General features: G+C 42.4%; 17 protein-coding genes and 1 tRNA gene. 1 reads left to right on the top strand and 17 read right to left on the bottom strand.

The window, feature by feature from the left end:
- Positions 1-451, bottom strand: a 451-nt coding sequence (locus tag Q4A21_03125; protein ID MDO4902512.1) for a hypothetical protein, incomplete at its 3' end; no start/stop codon positions are given.
- 203 nt (positions 452-654) lie between these two features.
- Positions 655-3,462, bottom strand: a complete 2,808-nt coding sequence (gene uvrA, locus Q4A21_03130) for an excinuclease ABC subunit UvrA (GenBank protein MDO4902513.1) — start codon at positions 3,460-3,462, stop codon at positions 655-657.
- Positions 3,463-3,562: 100 nt separating this feature from the next.
- On the opposite strand from uvrA, the gene Q4A21_03135 reads away from it, so the two are divergent.
- Positions 3,563-3,946 carry a hypothetical protein gene (locus tag Q4A21_03135; protein ID MDO4902514.1) on the top strand — a complete coding sequence of 128 codons (384 nt, stop codon included), beginning with the start codon at positions 3,563-3,565 and terminating at the stop codon, positions 3,944-3,946.
- A gap of 120 nt (positions 3,947-4,066) precedes the next feature.
- Here the strand turns inward: Q4A21_03135 and Q4A21_03140 are convergent, their stop codons facing one another.
- The 15 genes from Q4A21_03140 to aspS form a co-directional block, all read right to left on the bottom strand.
- Positions 4,067-4,819, bottom strand: coding sequence for a PH domain-containing protein (locus Q4A21_03140; protein MDO4902515.1), 753 nt, complete (start codon positions 4,817-4,819; stop codon positions 4,067-4,069).
- Positions 4,812-5,804: a Holliday junction branch migration DNA helicase RuvB gene (ruvB, locus tag Q4A21_03145; GenBank protein MDO4902516.1), complete on the bottom strand. Its 993-nt coding sequence runs from the start codon at positions 5,802-5,804 to the stop codon at positions 4,812-4,814. Before ruvB ends, Q4A21_03140 begins: the two co-directional genes overlap by 8 nt.
- Positions 5,805-5,882: 78 nt before the next feature.
- Positions 5,883-6,455: a Holliday junction branch migration protein RuvA gene (ruvA, locus tag Q4A21_03150; protein MDO4902517.1), complete on the bottom strand. Its 573-nt coding sequence runs from the start codon at positions 6,453-6,455 to the stop codon at positions 5,883-5,885.
- Between the two features lie 21 nt (positions 6,456-6,476).
- Positions 6,477-8,357 (bottom strand): ABC transporter permease, encoded by a 1,881-nt coding sequence (locus Q4A21_03155; GenBank protein MDO4902518.1) that lies wholly within the window; start codon positions 8,355-8,357, stop codon positions 6,477-6,479.
- Positions 8,344-9,030, bottom strand: a complete 687-nt coding sequence (locus tag Q4A21_03160) for an ABC transporter ATP-binding protein (GenBank protein MDO4902519.1) — start codon at positions 9,028-9,030, stop codon at positions 8,344-8,346. Before Q4A21_03160 ends, Q4A21_03155 begins: the two co-directional genes overlap by 14 nt.
- Positions 9,031-9,058: 28 nt before the next feature.
- Entirely contained in the window at positions 9,059-9,544 is a 486-nt protein-coding gene (ruvC, locus tag Q4A21_03165) for a crossover junction endodeoxyribonuclease RuvC (protein ID MDO4902520.1), read from the bottom strand.
- A gap of 21 nt (positions 9,545-9,565) precedes the next feature.
- Positions 9,566-11,344 carry a hypothetical protein gene (locus tag Q4A21_03170; GenBank protein ID MDO4902521.1) on the bottom strand — a complete coding sequence of 593 codons (1,779 nt, stop codon included), beginning with the start codon at positions 11,342-11,344 and terminating at the stop codon, positions 9,566-9,568.
- Between the two features lie 65 nt (positions 11,345-11,409).
- Positions 11,410-12,558, bottom strand: a complete 1,149-nt coding sequence (locus Q4A21_03175) for a hypothetical protein (protein MDO4902522.1) — start codon at positions 12,556-12,558, stop codon at positions 11,410-11,412.
- Position 12,559: 1 nt separating this feature from the next.
- A complete protein-coding gene (locus Q4A21_03180; GenBank protein MDO4902523.1) occupies positions 12,560-14,977 on the bottom strand; it encodes a hypothetical protein in 2,418 nt (805 codons plus the stop codon).
- Between the two features lie 3 nt (positions 14,978-14,980).
- On the bottom strand, positions 14,981-15,430 hold the full coding sequence (locus tag Q4A21_03185) for a hypothetical protein (protein ID MDO4902524.1): 450 nt from the start codon (positions 15,428-15,430) through the stop codon (positions 14,981-14,983).
- Between the two features lie 78 nt (positions 15,431-15,508).
- Positions 15,509-15,583, bottom strand: a tRNA-Asn gene (locus tag Q4A21_03190).
- Between the two features lie 44 nt (positions 15,584-15,627).
- Positions 15,628-16,284: a tRNA (guanosine(46)-N7)-methyltransferase TrmB gene (trmB, locus tag Q4A21_03195; GenBank protein MDO4902525.1), complete on the bottom strand. Its 657-nt coding sequence runs from the start codon at positions 16,282-16,284 to the stop codon at positions 15,628-15,630.
- Positions 16,284-16,670, bottom strand: coding sequence for a hypothetical protein (locus Q4A21_03200; protein ID MDO4902526.1), 387 nt, complete (start codon positions 16,668-16,670; stop codon positions 16,284-16,286). Before Q4A21_03200 ends, trmB begins: the two co-directional genes overlap by 1 nt.
- Positions 16,670-17,212 (bottom strand): hypothetical protein, encoded by a 543-nt coding sequence (locus Q4A21_03205; protein MDO4902527.1) that lies wholly within the window; start codon positions 17,210-17,212, stop codon positions 16,670-16,672. Before Q4A21_03205 ends, Q4A21_03200 begins: the two co-directional genes overlap by 1 nt.
- Positions 17,202-18,965: an aspartate--tRNA ligase gene (gene aspS, locus Q4A21_03210; GenBank protein ID MDO4902528.1), complete on the bottom strand. Its 1,764-nt coding sequence runs from the start codon at positions 18,963-18,965 to the stop codon at positions 17,202-17,204. Before aspS ends, Q4A21_03205 begins: the two co-directional genes overlap by 11 nt.
- Positions 18,966-19,081 lie beyond the last annotated feature (116 nt).

Genomic DNA, 19,081 nt, shown 5'->3' on the forward strand with positions numbered 1-19,081 from the left:
TTGGATCAGCGGGTGCTGGATCTTGTGGTGCCGGTTTTGGATCAGCGGGTGCTGGTGAAGCATATTGATATATTACGCCACCATCATAAGAAGAGGTTGGTTTACCGTTAAAGTCCTCAACTGAAACTGTAGAGTTATTTGAAAGCTTGCGTTCAGTTTGATCGTTAAACCTTAAATAAATCCCCTCTAGTTCCCAGCCATCTATGTCAGGCGCTTTAACTATGTAAGGATTTTCAGAGGTTATCCAAAATTCTGAAGAGTACTCATTAAAATAAGTAATTGTTCCGTCACTATTGACTCCTTGAGCACCAGTAAGGATTGCCTTCCCTGACACCTCAGCCTTAACGACAGTTGCGCCAATAAAAGGCACTGTTGCAGGCAAGATTTGAGCCGCCCCAAGGAGAGCAACTGAAGCGAGAGCGATACCGAATTTTGCATATTTTTTAGCCATTTTAATTACCTTAACCTACCACATGGCAACGATAGGCCCTTTCTTTTAATAAAAAGACTCCCATCAAGACCACTAGCAGATAAAGATAAACTCATCTTCAACTGATAATGTTCTTGATAGGAGTCTGAAGTGAAGTGCGACATCTATCAACTGGCTTTTATATTATCACATTTTGGTTATTTTGTCAATAGTTTAATGGTATTTTATAAAATTTGAGCCAAATATTGTCCCGTCCAACTATCCTTAACTCCGGCAATCTTCTCTGGTGTACCTTGCGCGACAACTTGGCCCCCACCAGATCCGCCCTCTGGACCCATATCAATAATCCAGTCCGCAGACTTGATCACATCAAGATTATGCTCAATAATCACCATTGAGTTACCACCATCAACCAACTTGTTCAAAATCTCCAAAAGGCGCTTGGCATCAAGACCATGAAGCCCTGTGGTTGGCTCATCCAAAATATACATTGTTTTGCCGGTAGAAACTCGAGATAGTTCTGTCGCCAGTTTAATGCGTTGCGCTTCGCCACCAGAAAAAGTCGTGGCTGGCTGACCAAGCGTGATATAGCCAAGTCCAACATCAACGATAGTTTGAAGTTTGCGATGAATTGCAGGGATATTCTTGAAGAATTCCGCCGCCTGCTCTATTGTCATATCCAAAACATCCGAGATAGTTTTGCCCTTATACAGGATTTCGAGAGCCTCACGATTGTAGCGCTTGCCGTGACAGACATCACATTCAACATAAACATCAGGCAAGAAGTGCATTTCTATCTTTTTAACACCGTCGCCTTGGCAGGTCTCACATCGTCCACCCTTGACATTGAATGAAAACCGCCCCGCCTTATACCCACGGATATTAGCCTCAGGAGTAGAGGCAAACAACTCACGGATCTGAGTGAAGACGCCCGTGTAAGTTGCAGGGTTGGAGCGAGGTGTGCGACCGATGGCGGATTGATCGATGACGATGGCCTTGTCCAACTTTTCCATTCCAAGAATTTGGTCATGCTTGCCCGCCACATCTTGACTTCTGTTTTTCTTGGAAGAAAGTTCTTTGCTCAAAATCTCATTAACCAAAGTCGACTTGCCCGAGCCAGAAACACCCGAGACAACTGTCATTACACCCAAAGGAATTTCAACATCAATATCCTTAAGATTGTTCTCGCGCGCTCCGAGAATTGTGAGTTTTTCATCTTTTTGAATTTTGCGACGCTTTTTGGGTACAGGGATACTTTCTTCACCCGACAAGAATCTGCCCGTTGGAGAATCGGGGTTTTTAATAATCTCTTCTGGCGTGCCACTTGCCACAATTTGACCTCCGTGAGTACCAGCCTTAGGACCAACATCAATCACAAAGTCTGCCGCACGAATCGTATCCTCATCGTGTTCAACCACCAACACAGTATTGTTGAGATCGCGGAGATTTTTTAGTGTAGAGATAAGTTTGTCGTTATCCCTTTGATGAAGGCCAATCGATGGCTCGTCCAAAACATACAGCACGCCTTGAAGCCCCGAGCCAATCTGAGTAGCAAGGCGGATGCGCTGAGCCTCACCGCCACTGAGCGTATTGGCGGCACGGCCCAACTCAAGATAGTTAAGGCCAACATTCTTCATAAAATTGAGCCGAGAAGAAATTTCTCTAATAATCTGATGCGCGATGAACTTTTGCTGATCATTCAACTCAAAATTTTCGAAAAGATCAACTGCTTCTTCGATAGAAAGTTGGGTGATTTCGACAATGTTAAGTCCAGCCACCGTAACTGCGAGAGCCACAGGCTTAAGGCGTGCGCCGTGGCAAGTCTGACACTCACGGACGCGCATAAACCGCTCGATGTCTTTGCGCATAAACTCGCTGTCGGTTTCTTTATGGCGACGCTCCAGATTGGGAATTACGCCTTCAAAAACCACATTGAACTTCTGGCCGTTGGAAGTTCTAACTTCATACTTTTGATTGGTACCATAGAGAATGATGTCGATGGCTTCTTTAGATAATTCTTTAGTAGGAACTTTAGTCGAAAATCCGTGCTGACGGGCGATTTCTTCAAAATGCTTGATACGCCAAGATTTTTCATTGATGCGATTATATGGCCTAATTGCGCCCTCGCTGATGGTTAAATTGGGGCTAAGAACGAGATCAGGATCAATCTCCATACGCGTGCCGAGACCCGAGCAAGTTTCGCAGGCACCTTGAGGAGCGTTGAATGAAAAAAGTCGTGGCTCGAGTTCTGGAATGTTTTCTTCTGGGTGAAGATGGCAGGCGTAATTTTGGGAGTAAGACTTGACGGTGCCAGTTTGGTCGTCTAGAACTTCGATAAATCCTTTGCCAATTTCAAGCGCTTGCTCCACGCTTTGAGCAAGTCGGGTCTGAATTTCAGGACTCAAAACAAGACGATCAATCACAATCTCGATATCGTGCTTGATGTTTTTTTCAAGATCAGGAAATTCATCCAGCGCATAAATCACGCCATCAACCCGCGCGCGAGCAAAGCCAGCCCGAGAGAATTCATCTGGAATATGAGCAAATTCACCCTTTTTACTCTTGGCGATAGGCGCAAGCAAAATCAGGCGGGAGCCTTCTTCCATTTTCAAAATAGAGTCAACAATATCTTGCGGTGTGCGGCGCTTGACCGTTCTACCACAGATTGGACAATGTGGCGTGCCAATTCGCGCAAAAAGCAGGCGGAGATAATCGTAAATCTCAGTGACGGTGGCAACGGTGGAGCGCGGGTTTCGAGAAGTGGATTTTTGATCGATCGAAATCGCCGGACTCAATCCCGTGATACTATCGACATCCGGCTTATCCATCGTTCCCAAAAATTGGCGGGCGTAAGAGTTGAGACTCTCCATATAACGGCGCTGGCCCTCGGCGTAAATTGTGTCAAAGGCGAGGCTGGATTTGCCACTCCCAGAAAGCCCCGTAATCACCACCAATTTATCACGCGGGATTTTGATATCCACACCCTTCAGATTATGCTCGCGCGCGCCCTTTACCTCTAAAAACTCCGCCATTTTGCTCCATTTCGATTAAATTTGCTCCAGATATTATAGCATTTTTGAGCAGATTTTTCAATCACTTCAACTTTTATCCCAAATATGATAAAATAGATTTATGACTAAAAAAGGCTTTACCGCAATTGAAATCATCGTCGTGGCGATTTTTCTCGTAGTCGTGGGCGTGTTTTTTGTGATTCAAAAAGGCGACCTTCAGGACCGCTTCATCAACGAGAATAAAAAGTCGGCAATTAACGCGATTCACTTCAATCTTCAACATTTTTATAAGCAAAATGGCTTTTATCCGCGAGAAATTTCCGACAAAAATCTCACCGCCATCGACCCCAATCTCTTTACCGACCCAATGGGTAGAAAGTTGGGCGAGGCTGAAAGCGATTATCGCTACGAGTCAACCGATTGTGAAGGCGACAAGTGTAAAAATTACTCACTTCGTACCAAAATCTTGAATGAGAACGACTTCGTGAAAAGTTCAAAGCAATAGCAGAAAAATTCAATTTTCGAATTTTCCACAGGACTTGTCCAAGGACTTTTCGAAAATAAATTTTCTGCCAATAGACTTTCAAAAAACAGGGACCGCCAAATCCCTGTTTTTATATCAAGATTATTGAGACAGTCGCGCAGCCTCAGAGTAAATATTCTCTTCCAAGATGCGCTTGTTTTTGGCGGCCTCACAGACTTCGCCAACAATTTCTGCGAGTTTTGCGGGGCGACCAACCATCACAAAGGTATAGGTAGATTCTTCACCAACAGTCGAGAGTTTAAGCGTGCCGTAATTAAACATATGCTGAAAAACTCCCGTCTGCGTAAAACTGATGTCTTCAACGGATTCGAGATTAATAACTTGCTTCTTTCGATGAAACAGCCCACGCACAATCAATTGTATCGCCCGCTCGTTAGTGATAGTTAATTTATTAGAATTGTAAGTAGAATATCCAATCACGCCAGCCAAAATCGTCAAAAGACTAAGTGGCGCAAAAATCAACGACAAATTGCCCTTCATTGACGCAGTAAGGCCAAGATTATTGGGCGAAAACACCAACAAAATCCATGCACTCACTACCAGCACAAACATCGCCGCCGCACTCGCCACAATCGCATAAATACCAATCGCGTGGCGCGAGAGTGAAAGCACAACATACTCATCATCATCAACCGACACACTTGGATATTTTTTGAGCGAAGTTTCGCGCCTGCCGCGCAAAATCTCCATTGCCTGCTCCGCCTCAGGAGTCATTGTCTGCGACACAGCATTAAGCGCTTCGACAGCCCTTGGTACAGCACGCGGCACGACTTCCGCCTCCTGGACAGCCTCGGCGTTGATTTTTCGTTCAAATTCTTCTGCAAGATTACTCATTTTCCCATTCCTTTCCCATATGCTCGTAAGCCTTTTTAGTGATAACTCGTCCGCGTGGTGTGCGCTGAATAAATCCTATCTGCATTAAATATGGCTCATAAAAATCCTCAATTGTCGAAGTTTCATCACCTGTCAGCGCCGCTATCGTAGAGAGACCAACAGGTCGAGTCTGATAATTTTCAATTATGGCTTGGAGCAAATTTCTGTCAGCGGCGTCAAGTCCAAGATGATCGATTTCAAGAAGTTTAAGCGCTCTGGAAGCGGTTTCTTCATCTATAAAACCGTCAGTGTTAACATCCGCAAAGTCACGCACTCGCTTCAAAATCCTGTTAGCGATCCGAGGCGTTAGGCGAGCACGAGTAGAAAGAAGTTCTGCCGCACTCGGCGTAATCTGGCTCTCCAATATCCGCGCCGATCTCTCAATAATTTGCCCAATTTCTTCCGTCGTGTAAAACTCCAACCGATAAATATGCCCGAATCGATCCCTGAGTGGCGCCGCCAAACTCCCTGTCCGCGTAGTAGCGCCAATCACCGTAAACTTGGGTAAATCCAATCGCACACTTCGCGCGGCTGGGCCTTTACCAATAATAATATCAAGTTTGAAGTCCTCCATCGCCGAATACAGTATCTCTTCAACCGCCCTCGGCATCCTGTGGATTTCATCAATAAAAAGAATATCTCCAGATTGAAGATTGGTCAAAATCGAAGCCAGATCACCAGCCTTTTCGATCGCAGGACCAGATGTGATACGCAGCCCCGCCCCCATCTCCGAGGCAATTACGCCAGCCATCGTGGTCTTACCCAGCCCCGGCGGGCCATACAGCAAGATATGATCAAGCGGCTCATCACGCTTCTTGGCAGCCTCGATCGCAAGCGTAAGATTACGCTTCAAGCGCTCTTGTCCGACATATTCACCAAAAGTTTTAGGCCTGAGCGAAATTTCCACCTGCTCTTCTTGCGGCTCATCGTGAAGTTCAGCGTCCATAATTCTTTCTATCGCCATTGCTTCAATTATACCATATAATGGGCCGATTTTACACTTTTAGCAGTGTTTTTGAAAAAGTTAGAAGTTATTTCGAAGCGCCTGCATGATACGCTCTTCAGTAGAAAGATCCGCCGATACGGCTTGGAGCATTTGCGTGGCGTCATTCAAGGTATAGCCGAGAGCAATCAGCGCTTCCATTGCTTCATCCGAGCCAGTCGCAGTTGGCGCATCGGTCGCAGTATAAGCGGTCGCCAAGCCCACCTTATCTTTCAGATCAACAATCACGCGCTCGGCGGATTTTTTACCCACACCAGCGGCTTTTTGAATAAATTTAGAATTCTCATGAGCGATAGCGTTGCGGACCTGCTCGGCTTCTCCAAGGCTCATTATTGCTATGCCCGCCTTAGGACCAATACCTTGGACGGTGATTAGTAGTTCGAACAATTTCTTAGCCGCCAACGAAGAAAACCCAAACAACTCTTGGCTCTGCTCACGGATGTGGTGATAGGTGTAGAATTTTATACTTGAGTCAAGCGAAGCGGAGTCGTATTCTCCAGCCGGCACAATCACCTCGTAGCCCACACCATTAACATCAACAATCACGCTCCCTGCGAATTTTTCAACAATTTTACCTTGAATGTGTGCAATCATAGTGCTTATTTTAACATAATCTTATTCTAAGCGCAAATTCTTCAAAGGTGAACGGCGGGCATTAAGTAGAAGCGGTAAAAGGCTCGCCCCCAACCCCACGGCAAAAATCGGTAAGAAAGATAGAAGTATGACAGGCGTAAATTCTACAATTTTGAAAGTTTCAATATTTTTAAGCGAGAACATTGCTGAAATTTCTAAACTGGCAGATTCTTGGACATCTCCACTAATCCAGATTACGACAAGTAGAGACAAAATCGTCGCCAAAACTGTCACAATCAGCGAATAGATCGCAACATAAGCGATGTAAATCTGGGTAATCTCCAAACGAGAATAGCCAATCGCACGAAAGACGGCAGTTTCACGCCGAGAATCGACCATAATTCTATTTACAACAACATATATTATTATCGCTGTCAATACAGCAACTCCTGCAATTATCCAGTTCAAAACATTCTGCACAGAAGATTTGATTTCTGCAATAACGGTGGCATTATTGGGCATTTCTTGAACCGCCATCGAGAATTCTTTACCACAATAATTCTTTGCGCAATTTGTTTCTGATACAAATTTAGACAAATCTTGCGCATTAGAAAATTCGACCAAATGCATCTTATCAACTGCGACTTCTCCAAGATAACTATTTTTAATAGGGCTATTGACATTCGGTGGATTTATTATATCATGTATACGCTGATTGGTGTTTTGAGTAAGCGCATTTTGCGGAATCATAATGCCACCGCCCGCGCCAATAGTAGATGACAGCATCTGGTAAAACAGCCCTTCAAGTCCGCCGATGCTCGGAGTTCTTCCAGTCGGAAATAAACCAATCACGCGCAATTTAATAATCTGCTTATCCGGCGCAATGTATTCTGGCAACTTTTTCATCTCGGCGTCCTGCTTATCTTGAAGGATCTTCTCCTCACGCGTGCGAGTATCTTTAATTGCCTTTGAATCTCCACACGGAGTCTTGGCGATTTCATATTTAATTTTAGAGTCGGAACTTCGATTGGCGATAAACGCCCTTCTCATATTGTCGAAGTCAGCCTGATTATTACGCCAGCAAAATTCGAAGGCGTGCGAGTTGATTTTACTTCTCAATTTCTGGATGTATTCGTATTTCTGACGAGGTGGCGCAGAGTCAGCAATCGGTTTTTCGCCCAAAAGATGCGCCGCAAAATCATAATTCACAAGAGCCGGAACTTCGTCTTTCTCCAGAACATAATTGTCGTTGTAAAAGATCTTTGCTAATTCGTCATTCTGGAGACTCATCTGGGAGAAAAACGAGTCCGCTCTACCGCCAGAACCATTTTTGACGGATTCCGCCAGATTCTCCTTGGAATCTTTGACTTCAATCATTTTACCGCCAAGTGTGAGCGTTTTAGATTCAAAAACACTCTTGACGGGATATTGAGCGAGTTTTTTCTTGATAAAGTCTTCGCTAGTTTTAGGGAAATTTTGTCTTAAATATTCAGCCAAAACATTATTGGCAATTTTACTGGACAGATTGAGCGACTCCGTCTTTTCAAAACCGTCATCGTAGACTTCAATTGGGCTTTCTGCTGGATTGGGAATAAATTCTTCACCCTTTTTCCTGGCTTCTTGTGCTAGACAGCGGTTTTCTTCCGTGTAGAGATTCTTGGCTTTTGCCAAAATTTCTTGCGGCGGGTTGCTGATAATTTCAAAGGCTTTCTCGTTTTTATACGCCATCATCGCAATGTATCTACCGGATAGCCCGCGGGAAGTAACTTTTTCAAGGCTCTCGGTAGATTTTTCCAGCCCCAGATAAGCCGTAATCACAGCCGCACACAAAATCGCAATGAACACAACGCTTAATCCAAGACGCACTCGCCTAATCTTAAATTTAGTCAAAGCCAACAGGGCGGAATCTTTAATTTTCAACATTTTTCACCTTTCCGTCTTCAATTTCGATAATTCTGTCTGCTTTTTGCGCAACTCTCTCGTCGTGCGTTACCACAATCAGCGTCATCCCTGTTTGCTTTTGGATTTTTTGGAGAAGATCAATAATTTGGCTCGAATTTTTACTATCCAAATTTCCTGTCGGCTCATCTGCAAAGAGAATTTCAGGAGAATTTATTAGACTTCTCGCGATAGCCACGCGCTGGATTTGCCCGCCAGAAAGTTCTCGCGGATAAGCATTGGCGCGATCACTTAACCCAACCACGCTCGCCAACTTTTCTGCGCGGGGACTGCGGATCTTGCTCTTTATCCTCCGCGGGAGGGCGGCAACTTCGATATTCTGTCTCACGGTTAAAAACGGCTGAAGATAGAAAAACTGAAAGATAAAACCGATCTTTTTATTTCGAAATTTTGAAATTTTGCCGTCGCGAAGTCTGGAAATATTTTGCCCATCAACCAAAACCTCACCACTAGTGGACCTGTCGAGTCCGCTCAAGATATTAAGCAAAGTCGACTTTCCGCTTCCGCTCGCACCAGTTATCGCCAAAAATTCACCTCTTTTAATCTGAAGATCTTTAATATCAAGCACGGTATTTCGACCGTATTTTTTGGTTAAATTCTTTACAATAATTACCGAAGTCTCGCCCACCGTTTCCATAATTTTATTTTATCATAAACTTAATATTTTACAATCCGCGCGTCATATAAAAATGCGTGATCGCCGCCGCTAGCGCATCCGCCGCGTCATCTGGCTTGGGGGTTTGCTTGAGACCGAGTTGGGTTTTCACCATCTCCTGAACCTGCTTTTTGTCAGCAGAGCCGTAGCCGGTCAAAGTCTGCTTAATCTGATTGGGGGTATATTCAGAAACTGGAATCCGAGCAAGTTGCGCCGCCAAAATTGCCACTCCACGAGCCTGCGCCACAGAAATCGCAGTGGTGACATTCTTCGAAAAGAAGAGTTTTTCAATCGAAACTTCAGTCGGCTTAGTCTCGTCAATAATCTGATTGAGACCATTGAAAATCTCCTCCAGCCTAACCTCAATCGGCGTATGCGCCGGCGTAGAAATCACTCCGCCGGTAATCATCTTTAGTGGCTTTCCAATATGGCAATCCACCACACCAAAACCCAAAATTCCCGTTCCAGGATCAATGCCTAAAATTCTTCGTGTCATTTTTCCATTTTACCACTTTGGCTAATTTTTCTTAAACTTGGAGAAAAATCTGCCGATAGTCGCTCTAAAGTCCCCTATCAAAATCCCAATAATCGCCAAAATTACGAGAATTATCGCCCACCAGCCTGAGAATTTTTTGGAGTTTTCCACAGCGTTTTCCACAGTATCAGTTGCCGATAGGTTCTTAACGATCTTGCGACACCTGTTGGTTTCAGGATTGCGCTCATAGCCCTCTTTACAAGGGGCTGGCTCTTTGGTAGAAGTAGTAGCAATCTTCCGGCAACGGTTGGTTTCTGGGCTTCTATAATATCCCTCACGGCAAGGCGTTTGAGTAGCGACTCGGCTTGAAGACAATGTTGCTATTTTGCGACATCTACCAGTTTCTTCACTTCTGTAATAGCCAGGATTACAAGGGGTTAAGGTCGCAGTTAAATTCTGGATTTTTCGGCATCGATTAGTTTCCGGATTTCGCTCATATCCAATCTGACAATCAACTTCTGTTTTTGGAGTTTCGAGTTTTTTACATCTTCCCGTTTCCGGATTTCGAAAATACCCTATTTCACAAGGTTTTTCTTCTTTGTCAATAAACTTTTGCTTTTGACATTTATTTGAATTATTATCAAAATAGTATCCTTCTTGGCAAGTCTGCTCAATTTCTTCAATATTTTCCGCGCTAAAGGTAGAGGTTTTTACATTTTTCCAACCACTATCAAATTTAGCATATGGGACTTCTGGCTTCTGCTTATCATATTTAATACTTTCAATTTCTGCGCCACTCTCATCAAGTAGGAAAAATTCACCTGCAGTGGTTTTGGCTGGTTTGAGATTGGTTTCGCTAAATTTCAGCGCAAAATACTCACCCGATTTAAGAATTTTATCCGGTAAATCAAAAGGCTTTTTGGTGTTTTTGTAGGCAATTTTACAGTTTTCAAGATTGATTTTATGATCAGATTTATTTTGAATTTCGAAAAATCCGTCCGCAGAATTTATCAGCAATTCCGTAAATTGAAGCGCAAGACAAGAATCTTGATTCTCTTTTTCATTATCTTGCGATGGATTATTCTGGGTAGAGTCCTCCGTATCTGGATTATCTCCAGTTTTATCATCTTTTGGTGGAGTTACAGGATTTTGCGGATCTTTATCTTCTTTATTACCATCAATAGGTGGCGTAGCACTGGGTGGAGTAGACTCTTCTGTGCTATCTATCGGCGGAGTAGGAGTAGTTGGCGAAATTTGCGGGGTAGTTTTTTCTATGATTCCGCCCATATTAGGCGTCGAAATAGGCTCGCTAGAATCAATCAGCTCGAAGTCGTATTTCTTCTTCTCCATCCCAAGAGAAAATATATTAACGGCTATTTTATTGCCTTTAATATCCGTGGAATTCTTAGAAAGACCTGCTTTTTGACATTGAGCCCCGGATTCCGCACAAATAAAATTGGTTAATTTATCATTGATATTTAATTTTAGAATAGCCTTTTCACTAATATTGTTGCCGTCAAAATATCCATCCGCCAGACCGCTGCCACTTTGGCGGATTAAAATATGGCTTCCCCCTTGAAAAATAATATTTTCTGTAGAGAAAATCTCCTTATTGCCAGCGCCTTGGCTAATTGAAATTTTAGAGATTTCGGCGTCACTGCCACTGTTAAAAATCTCAATGAATTCCGCTCCATTCGTGGCATTCACTCTCGAAATAAAAAACTGCGACGAGCCAGAAGCCGCCGCAATATTCGAGAGGTGAACAAAAACAGTTGCGCAGATAACCGCCAAAGAAATTATTTTTTTGATAATTTTGTTCATTTTCGTCCCTCTTTTAATTTGTTTATGGTTAAATTTTAGCAGAAGCACCAAAATTTGTCAACGGCTTACGAACATTTTTCAAAACCACTTGCTTTGTTGGTGGCCCAGAAATCTTTGCACAATTTTTTATTTTCGCCATCAATCTGTACGGCAAAATCAGCAACTGGCAAATTTCCGTTCGAAATCTCAATCCTGCTCTCTACTCGCCTAAATTGATCATTGGCGCGCCCCGTACTATCAACCACTGGCTGAACGCCATCAAACGCCACCAACTGGCCACCGTCATAAAGCTCTACCTTAAAATTAGCCTTTTTATAAATTGGTGATAGCCTCAAATATGCCTCACTACCCGCCTTAATTTGAGTGCCAATATCAACCAAAACTTCGCAAGAATAGACGACCGATGATAAATCAGACCGACAAGTCACTCCGGTTGTATTATTCGTAGAATTAGCATCTCCCGTCCTTTTATTTTTAGGCAAACTATCCGAAGCAAGTCCAGATCGCACAGGATAGTACAGCCGTTCATCTATGCCGACACCATCATCAGAAAAGTTAGAATTCAAAACCTCAAAATTATGAGCGTCCGAGCTAAAGCCAAAGAATTGCGCCTTCATCAAAGCCGGCCTTTGACCCCACTCGCCAGACTTAAAATTAGGTTTATTGTTAACATTTCCATCTAAAAAAATACTATCCGAGTCTTTTCTAGTATGCCAACTAATTTTAACCTTATTAAAATCCGCCACCGATCTCAAGGGTATAATCTTAGACTCGCCAGAGTCAACTTCACCAAGAAAATCGAGACTATCTTTTTTAATCTTCAAACAAGTGTAGGCTTGGTTAAGTTCATTATTTCCATCAGACTGAATCAGGGTTTCACCAGTCTCAGCGCCAACCCCAACGCCTTCTGCGTAAAGTGCGTTGCAGGAGTTTGGCGAATTTTCCAAAGCACGACGCAATTTTTCACACTCGCTCGGCTCAGATCCAGCACCAAAACACTTGGATTGATACTTCGACATGAACCTTTTAGCATCTTCTACCCCCGCTTGAGCCGAGTCATATGCCGATTGCGATAAATCCTGAGTGCTCGCTCGCTCTTGATCTCTAACCATCAATCGCAAAAAACTTGCCGAAATAATCGCGATCAAAACAGTAGTCACGATCACAATAAACATCGAAACACCACCACGTCTAAAATTATTAAACTTTCTCATTTTAATACCTCACTGGTAATTCTTTATTATAGGTTGTCTTAAAATACGCATCCCCAACAAAATTCTTCAAACTCCACAGATACATATCTGGACGCTGATTATATATTTCCGCCGGAGCGTTGGAATTATTCTCACCAAAAGCCCGATAAGATTTAAGTTGGCCGGTCAAAACAGCCCCGTTGACAACTAATTTTCTACCACAATTCTCAATATTAACAAAATTTTCACTCGAAGCAAATCCATTAGAACAAGTAGAAGCACTATTTCTAGCAATCAACCACGCATCGATATTCTCTACTTCCGGAGAAATATGGATATTATTCGCCACAATTATTACTTGCTGGCCAACTTTGGAGTAATTTATATTCTTCGAAATCCTAATGCCGTCGCCATAAATTACAACTGTTTTTAGATTTTCAGGTATAGAAGCAGTCGTCAGATCATATTTTCCGGTGTATCTTTCAACGATAAGTCCGCGCGAAGGGTCTTCTTTTGCGGAACTGCCAAATTTGGATTCGATTTGATTAATGATCTGGCTGATTTGCTTGAAATTATTGGCGCCGAAATCACCTCGTCTTTTAGAGTTGTTCGAAAATGATAGATTGGTGCCTAAAACTGAGCCCTCCGAGCCGAATCGAGCAATCTCGCCGTTCGAAATTGCCTCATACTCAACCCAAGAGCCAAAATTTTGCCCATTTTTATTCACTCGACTCGTCTGAATTCCGCCTCGCGAGAAAATTCCGTTGTTCCAAATTTGGAGCTTGGGCTTTCTTACAACCAAGATACATATCGGCGAAGAATGTCGCCACAACACGGCATTCTTTTGCGTATTTTCATCCTGATTTTTAGTTAACTTGTACGGAGAAACAGACAACGCCACACAATATCGCTCGCCAACTTGCGCCGAAGCAGGCACTTCGGGGAATGGATTTTTGAAATCTTCGCCATTGTAATACTCGCTCTTACAATTGCGGGCACTTCCGTTATAAAACCTACTCGAATTATAAACGACGCATGTATCCGCATCACCAGAATCCTTCAACTCCTCTTTAGAAGTAGTAGGATTACCCTCGTTGTCTTTTGGGATTATCCAACTTGTAATTAGGTATTTAGTGTAATCTGGAGGATTGTCTCCATTCTCTTTATTTATAACACCAGAAATATCAACCTTCTCTTCTGGCTCGGCATAAATTTCACCGCCACACTTTTCACCTCCAGAGTTAACGCAAGGCTTGAGTTCATATTCGTAAGGGATATAAACACAGGCGGGAGCGCTGATTGCGCCATCACCCTCCGCTCTCTGGCCGTTTTTATTCGAAATGGACATATTTAAGTGGCCAGGTTTATAGAAAATCTGTGAACAAATACTTTTACCAACCTCAGAATTCTTAATTTTATAGCTATACTTTTCTGAAACGAATTCATTTAAATCCTGCTTAGATTTACCACTTTTAACGGCTTTATTATCAACTCTGATTTCCCAATCCACATCAGTGCCGACTTTATTTTCAATCTCAGACCAGACTTTATGCTCGAAGTTGATACTATCATTAGGCCGGGCAACTTGTTTATCGGCAGAAGTTTTTGACTCTCCCTGCCATTTTTTGGGCTCTTTGATATTAAAAGTAACGGGTAAATTAAAATCATCACAATGGAATTTACGACCACCAACATAATAATTAGCCGTCCTATTATAAGATTCCCTCTCTATTTGACCACCATATCCATTGGTATTGCCTGCATTACATAAATGTATACCCAAAGAAAGGGTCTTTTTGCCTGTACTATCCGTCAATCCATTCAAATCTACACTGACCCTAATAAAGGATCCATCATTAGCTGAATGCCTCGGATTAATAAAGCCCTTGCCGCTCACTCTGCCTCTTTCAATAAAACCGCCATTCTTGTTAGTTCTAGTCAAATGCAAGGTTGCTCTGTGCATGTCCAAGGCAGTAGTCGAAGGCTTAATATTAGTATAATGAACGCGGTAATTATCTTGGGAGCCATCCGGCGTATAACCAGTAACAAACATAGAAAAGGCCGCATAAATATCCACGCTCTGTTGGCCTTTTTCAACCTCTATGGCGTTAGGATAGTGGAAAGGGTTGGCATTACTCTGCGTAAACCACGCCCTTAAATATGTGTTGGAATTACAGCCTATAACATTATTCATATTAAATACACCCGGCCTATCCCATCCCATATGGCTTGGCTCAAACTTATCATCGATATGGTTAAAATGATAGTTGAGGCCAGCATAGCTACAACCCGCAATAGGATTAGCAACAGCATTAACCTCCCAAGAGTTTTTTGGGGCTCTATTTTTAGCTTTATACACCCCTTGAGAAGCTTTTACTTCTCCAACAGAAACAGTTAACCATATAATAAACAAAATAGCTAAAAATACCCAGCGGCGCATCTCTTACAAGCTCCTTAAGGTTTTTACGGGTATAATTCTCTCAATTCTACTATCAAATCCCGATAGCTTTAATAATTCTTCATATTTATCAATAAGGCGCCCAAATTCTTCTTTAGGTATATACTTAGTAGGCCCAAGTGTTACTGCGAATAAGATATTCAAACAGTTTATGTCTTCATCATAACCCTTCCTACTCTTTATCTCTTTAGCGAATTTAGAAATATTCTCGTTAGTAGATAGGTCTTGGTCATAGTTAATAATTTTATTAGCCTTAACCATATCGCCATCACCACAAACAGCAGTGTACTTAGCCTTGTTTTTTATTTCATATTTATCAAAAAATGCAAAACCGCCAACAATAATGAAAATGGTTAAAAATAAGATGCAGACAACTTTAAGCCATTTATATTTTTTAGATTTTTCTATTGATTGCATATTCCTCCCACTATTCATTAAGAATATTTTAACATAAGGGAAATAATTTTTCAACTAAAAACCACCCTTCTTGCGAAAGGTGGTTCTATCCAAATTTGGCTCCGGCAGCTGGGCTCGAACCAGCGACCTATTGGTTAACAGCCAACCGCTCTACCACTGAGCTATGCCGGAATACTTTTTCATTATACCGCACATTAACTCAAATTTCAAGACTTTTATTGATTTTTTGGCGGAATAGCCCTGACAAAGTTAATTTTTAGACCTGCACCAACAAAGCGCTCTTCGTAAGTAGTCATTACTTTATAGTTATCATTCAGATCACTCTCATGAAGATCAAAACTAAGTCGATCTATAGTCCAACCTTCCGCAACTAACTGCTCAAGACTCCATTGGAACAACTCCAAAGCATCAGTCTTAAAATAAAGCGCACCGCCCTCAGCGAGAAGTTGAGCATAAATCTTCAAAAAAGTCGGATGCGTCAAACGACGACCAGCGTTTCTGGAGCGAGGATAAGGATCTGGGAAAGTAATCCAAAGGTGTTTTACAGAGTTTCTATCAACAATTTCAAGAAGTTGGTCGCCACGCGCGCGCAAAAATCTGATATTTTTTACGCCGTCTTTTTCCGCTTGAATCGCACCCTTCACCAATCTATCAGCCTTGATATCTACCGCAAGAAATGTTTTAGATGGGTTTTTTAGCGCTAGTTTTTCTGAAAATAATCCCGTTCCAGCGCCAATTTCAAGATTAGTTATTTCACCACTTTTTTGCCATTCGTCAAACTCAAAACAAATCGAAGAGTTGTTGAACAGCGCAAATTTATATAGTTTTCGCTTACGAGTAATGATAAAATCGGCTGGGTTCAAAAACGCCATTATTCTGTCCTTTCCTTATTTTCATCTGTTAAGTTGAGAGTTTCGTCGCTCAAAGTTTTCTGGTCGAAGAAGTCGCCTTCGATTTTTTTCATTCTTTCGGAAAAGATTTTTTCGAATTCTGCCAACTTTTTCGAAGTCAAATTTCCATCCAGATTCCACTCTTCAGCAGTTTTTTTCTGCTTTTCCTCTTGAAGTTTTTCTCGCTTAGCCTGCTCACGCGCCTCTTGATAACTTGGCCGGCTCAGATCAAGTTGCGCTGCACCACTAAAATAGTACAACCAAAGGCTCGCCGATACGGCCAAAATTGCTAAAAATATCGCGCCAAAAACGAAAAACATCAATTTATTAGTCTTGAATTTTTCTTTAACTATGTTATAAAATCTCATCACTTAACTCCGCTCTTGAATTTATCGACGACTTCAAGATACTTCTTGGAAATCTCACCCAACTTCTTAGTATTGAAATTTAATTCTTCACGAAGATAGCGTAATCTTTCCAATTCTTTATAAAAATCGCTGTAATTTTTACTGCAATCTGTATCAATAGTTTTCATCAATTCTCGCTCGTATATCTGATAATTTTCTTTGAAAAAGTTAAAATTTTCAGAGAATTCAGCAGAGATTGCCACAAGTTCCGCCGCATTCATTTTATTTGAAACTGCAGCAAGATTCAATTTTTCCATTAAATTATTGGAGATATTCTCGTAGTTTTGCCCCAAATTAACACGCTTAAGAGCATCTGTTGATCGTAATTTCTTTAAGTGAGTTTTAATATTGGAGCATTCTAAACCAACTTTGTCAAGTTGCGTGGAAGTCGGAATCTTAGGCTCAAAAGCACGCTTCTCTGCCCAAGAAGTACCAGAAAACACCAATACGGCCAGCCCCATTATGACAACTCCAACCTTTAATCGCACGATTTTATTCTTCATCTTCCTTCGCCTGAATTTTAAGTTCATCCAATTGAGAACCTTCAACAAAACTTGGGCTACTCATCATCAAGTCAACGCCCGAACCATTCTTTGGGAATGCCACGACTTCACGAATATTGTCTTCATTCATCAAAATCATAAAGATTCGATCCAAGCCAAAGGCGCAACCCGCGTGCGGCGGCGCACCAAATTTGAAGGCATTAAGCATCGCGCCAAACTTTTCTTCAACATAATCTTTATCGTATCCAAGCACGCCAAACGCCTCATACATCACCTCTGGATTATGATTTCGAACAGCACCCGAGCAGATCTCATAACCGTTCATCACCATATCATATTGATCGGCGACAATGGCGAGTTTTTCGGCATCAGTTTTGGCGTTTCGAAGCGCCTCAACACCACCTTTTGGCATAGAGAAAGGATTATGACCAAAGTCAACTTTTTGATTTTTCTCGTCAAATTCATAAAACGGAAAATCAGTAATCCACGCGAGCGCAACGGTGTTTTCGTCCTTAAGATTGAAGTGCGAGGCAAATTCATTTCGAAGTCGACCAAGAACTTTATTGACCACCTCTCTCTTATCCGCACCAAAGAAAATTGCGTCGCCAGCCTGCGCACCAGTCTTATAAATTATGCCATCAATCTCACTTTCTGTCAAAAATTTAGCAATCGGCGATTTAGGCTCGCCATTTTCTTCAATAATAATATAAGCCAAACCACCTGCACCCTCGCTTTTGGCGATTTCAGTAAAGTTATCAATCTGTTTTCGACTGAGGCTTGCGCCATTTTCGACGCGGATCGCTTTGACAACCTCGGCGTTCTTGAAGACGCCAAACTCGGTCGAAGCAAGAACTTCACTCAAATCAATCAACTCCATACCAAAACGCAGGTCAGGCTTGTCTGAGCCATATCGCTCCATTGCTTCCATATAAGGGATGCGTGGGATTTCACTGGAAAGCAGTTCTTTGCCAGCAAAATTTTCAACCAAATCTTTGATCAAAACTTCCATTTCGCTTCGAATTTCTTCACCACTTTCTACAAAGGCTCGCTCCAAATCAAGTTGGTAAAAATCGCCATACAGCCTATCCGCACGAGGATCTTCATCTCGGAAGCAAGTCGCAATCTGGTAATACTTTTCAATTCCGCCCACCATCAAAAGTTGCTTGAACTGCTGTGGAGCCTGCGGCAAAGCGTAAAATTTGCCGGGATGAACGCGGCTTGGAATGAGGAAATCTCGCGCACCCTCGGGGCTAGAATTTGCCAAAATCGGTGTCGCCACCTCTGTAAAATCGTGGGCTTCCATAAATTTCCTAATTTCACGGTAAAATTCTGCCCGCCGACGAAGCATTTTGTTCATTTTAGGCCGTCGAAGGTCCAAGAATCTATATTTAAGCCGAAGTTCCTCGCCAGAAATATTCTCATCATCCACAGAAATCGGCAACGGAGCCGAAGTATTGAGCACTTCGAACTGCTCCACAATCATCTCGATAGCGCCTGTTTCGACGCGCGGATTCTTCAAATTCTCCGCCCGCTCAGCAATAACGCCCACCGCAGAGATGACAAATTCGTCCCGAGCCTTTTCAGCCAAGTCAAAGCCGGCCGTATCTGGAGAAATCACCAACTGTAAAATCCCGCCCGCATCGCGCAAATCAATAAATATAAGCCCTCCGTGGTCACGCCGAGCGTTTACCCAACCCTTTACTGTAATTTTTTCGCCGATTTTGCCGACGGTATCTTTGGTAAGTGTCCGCATATTTCTCCTAAAACTGTATAAAATTTATATTTTCAATCTGTCTATATTTTAGCATATTTTAAGATAAAAAGCGAATTTATTTCAGTCAACAATCTCTTATCTTCCGACACAACAAA

The organism is bacterium (assembly GCA_030530825.1).
Lineage (GTDB): Bacteria > Patescibacteriota > Saccharimonadia > Saccharimonadales > Saccharimonadaceae > Nanogingivalis.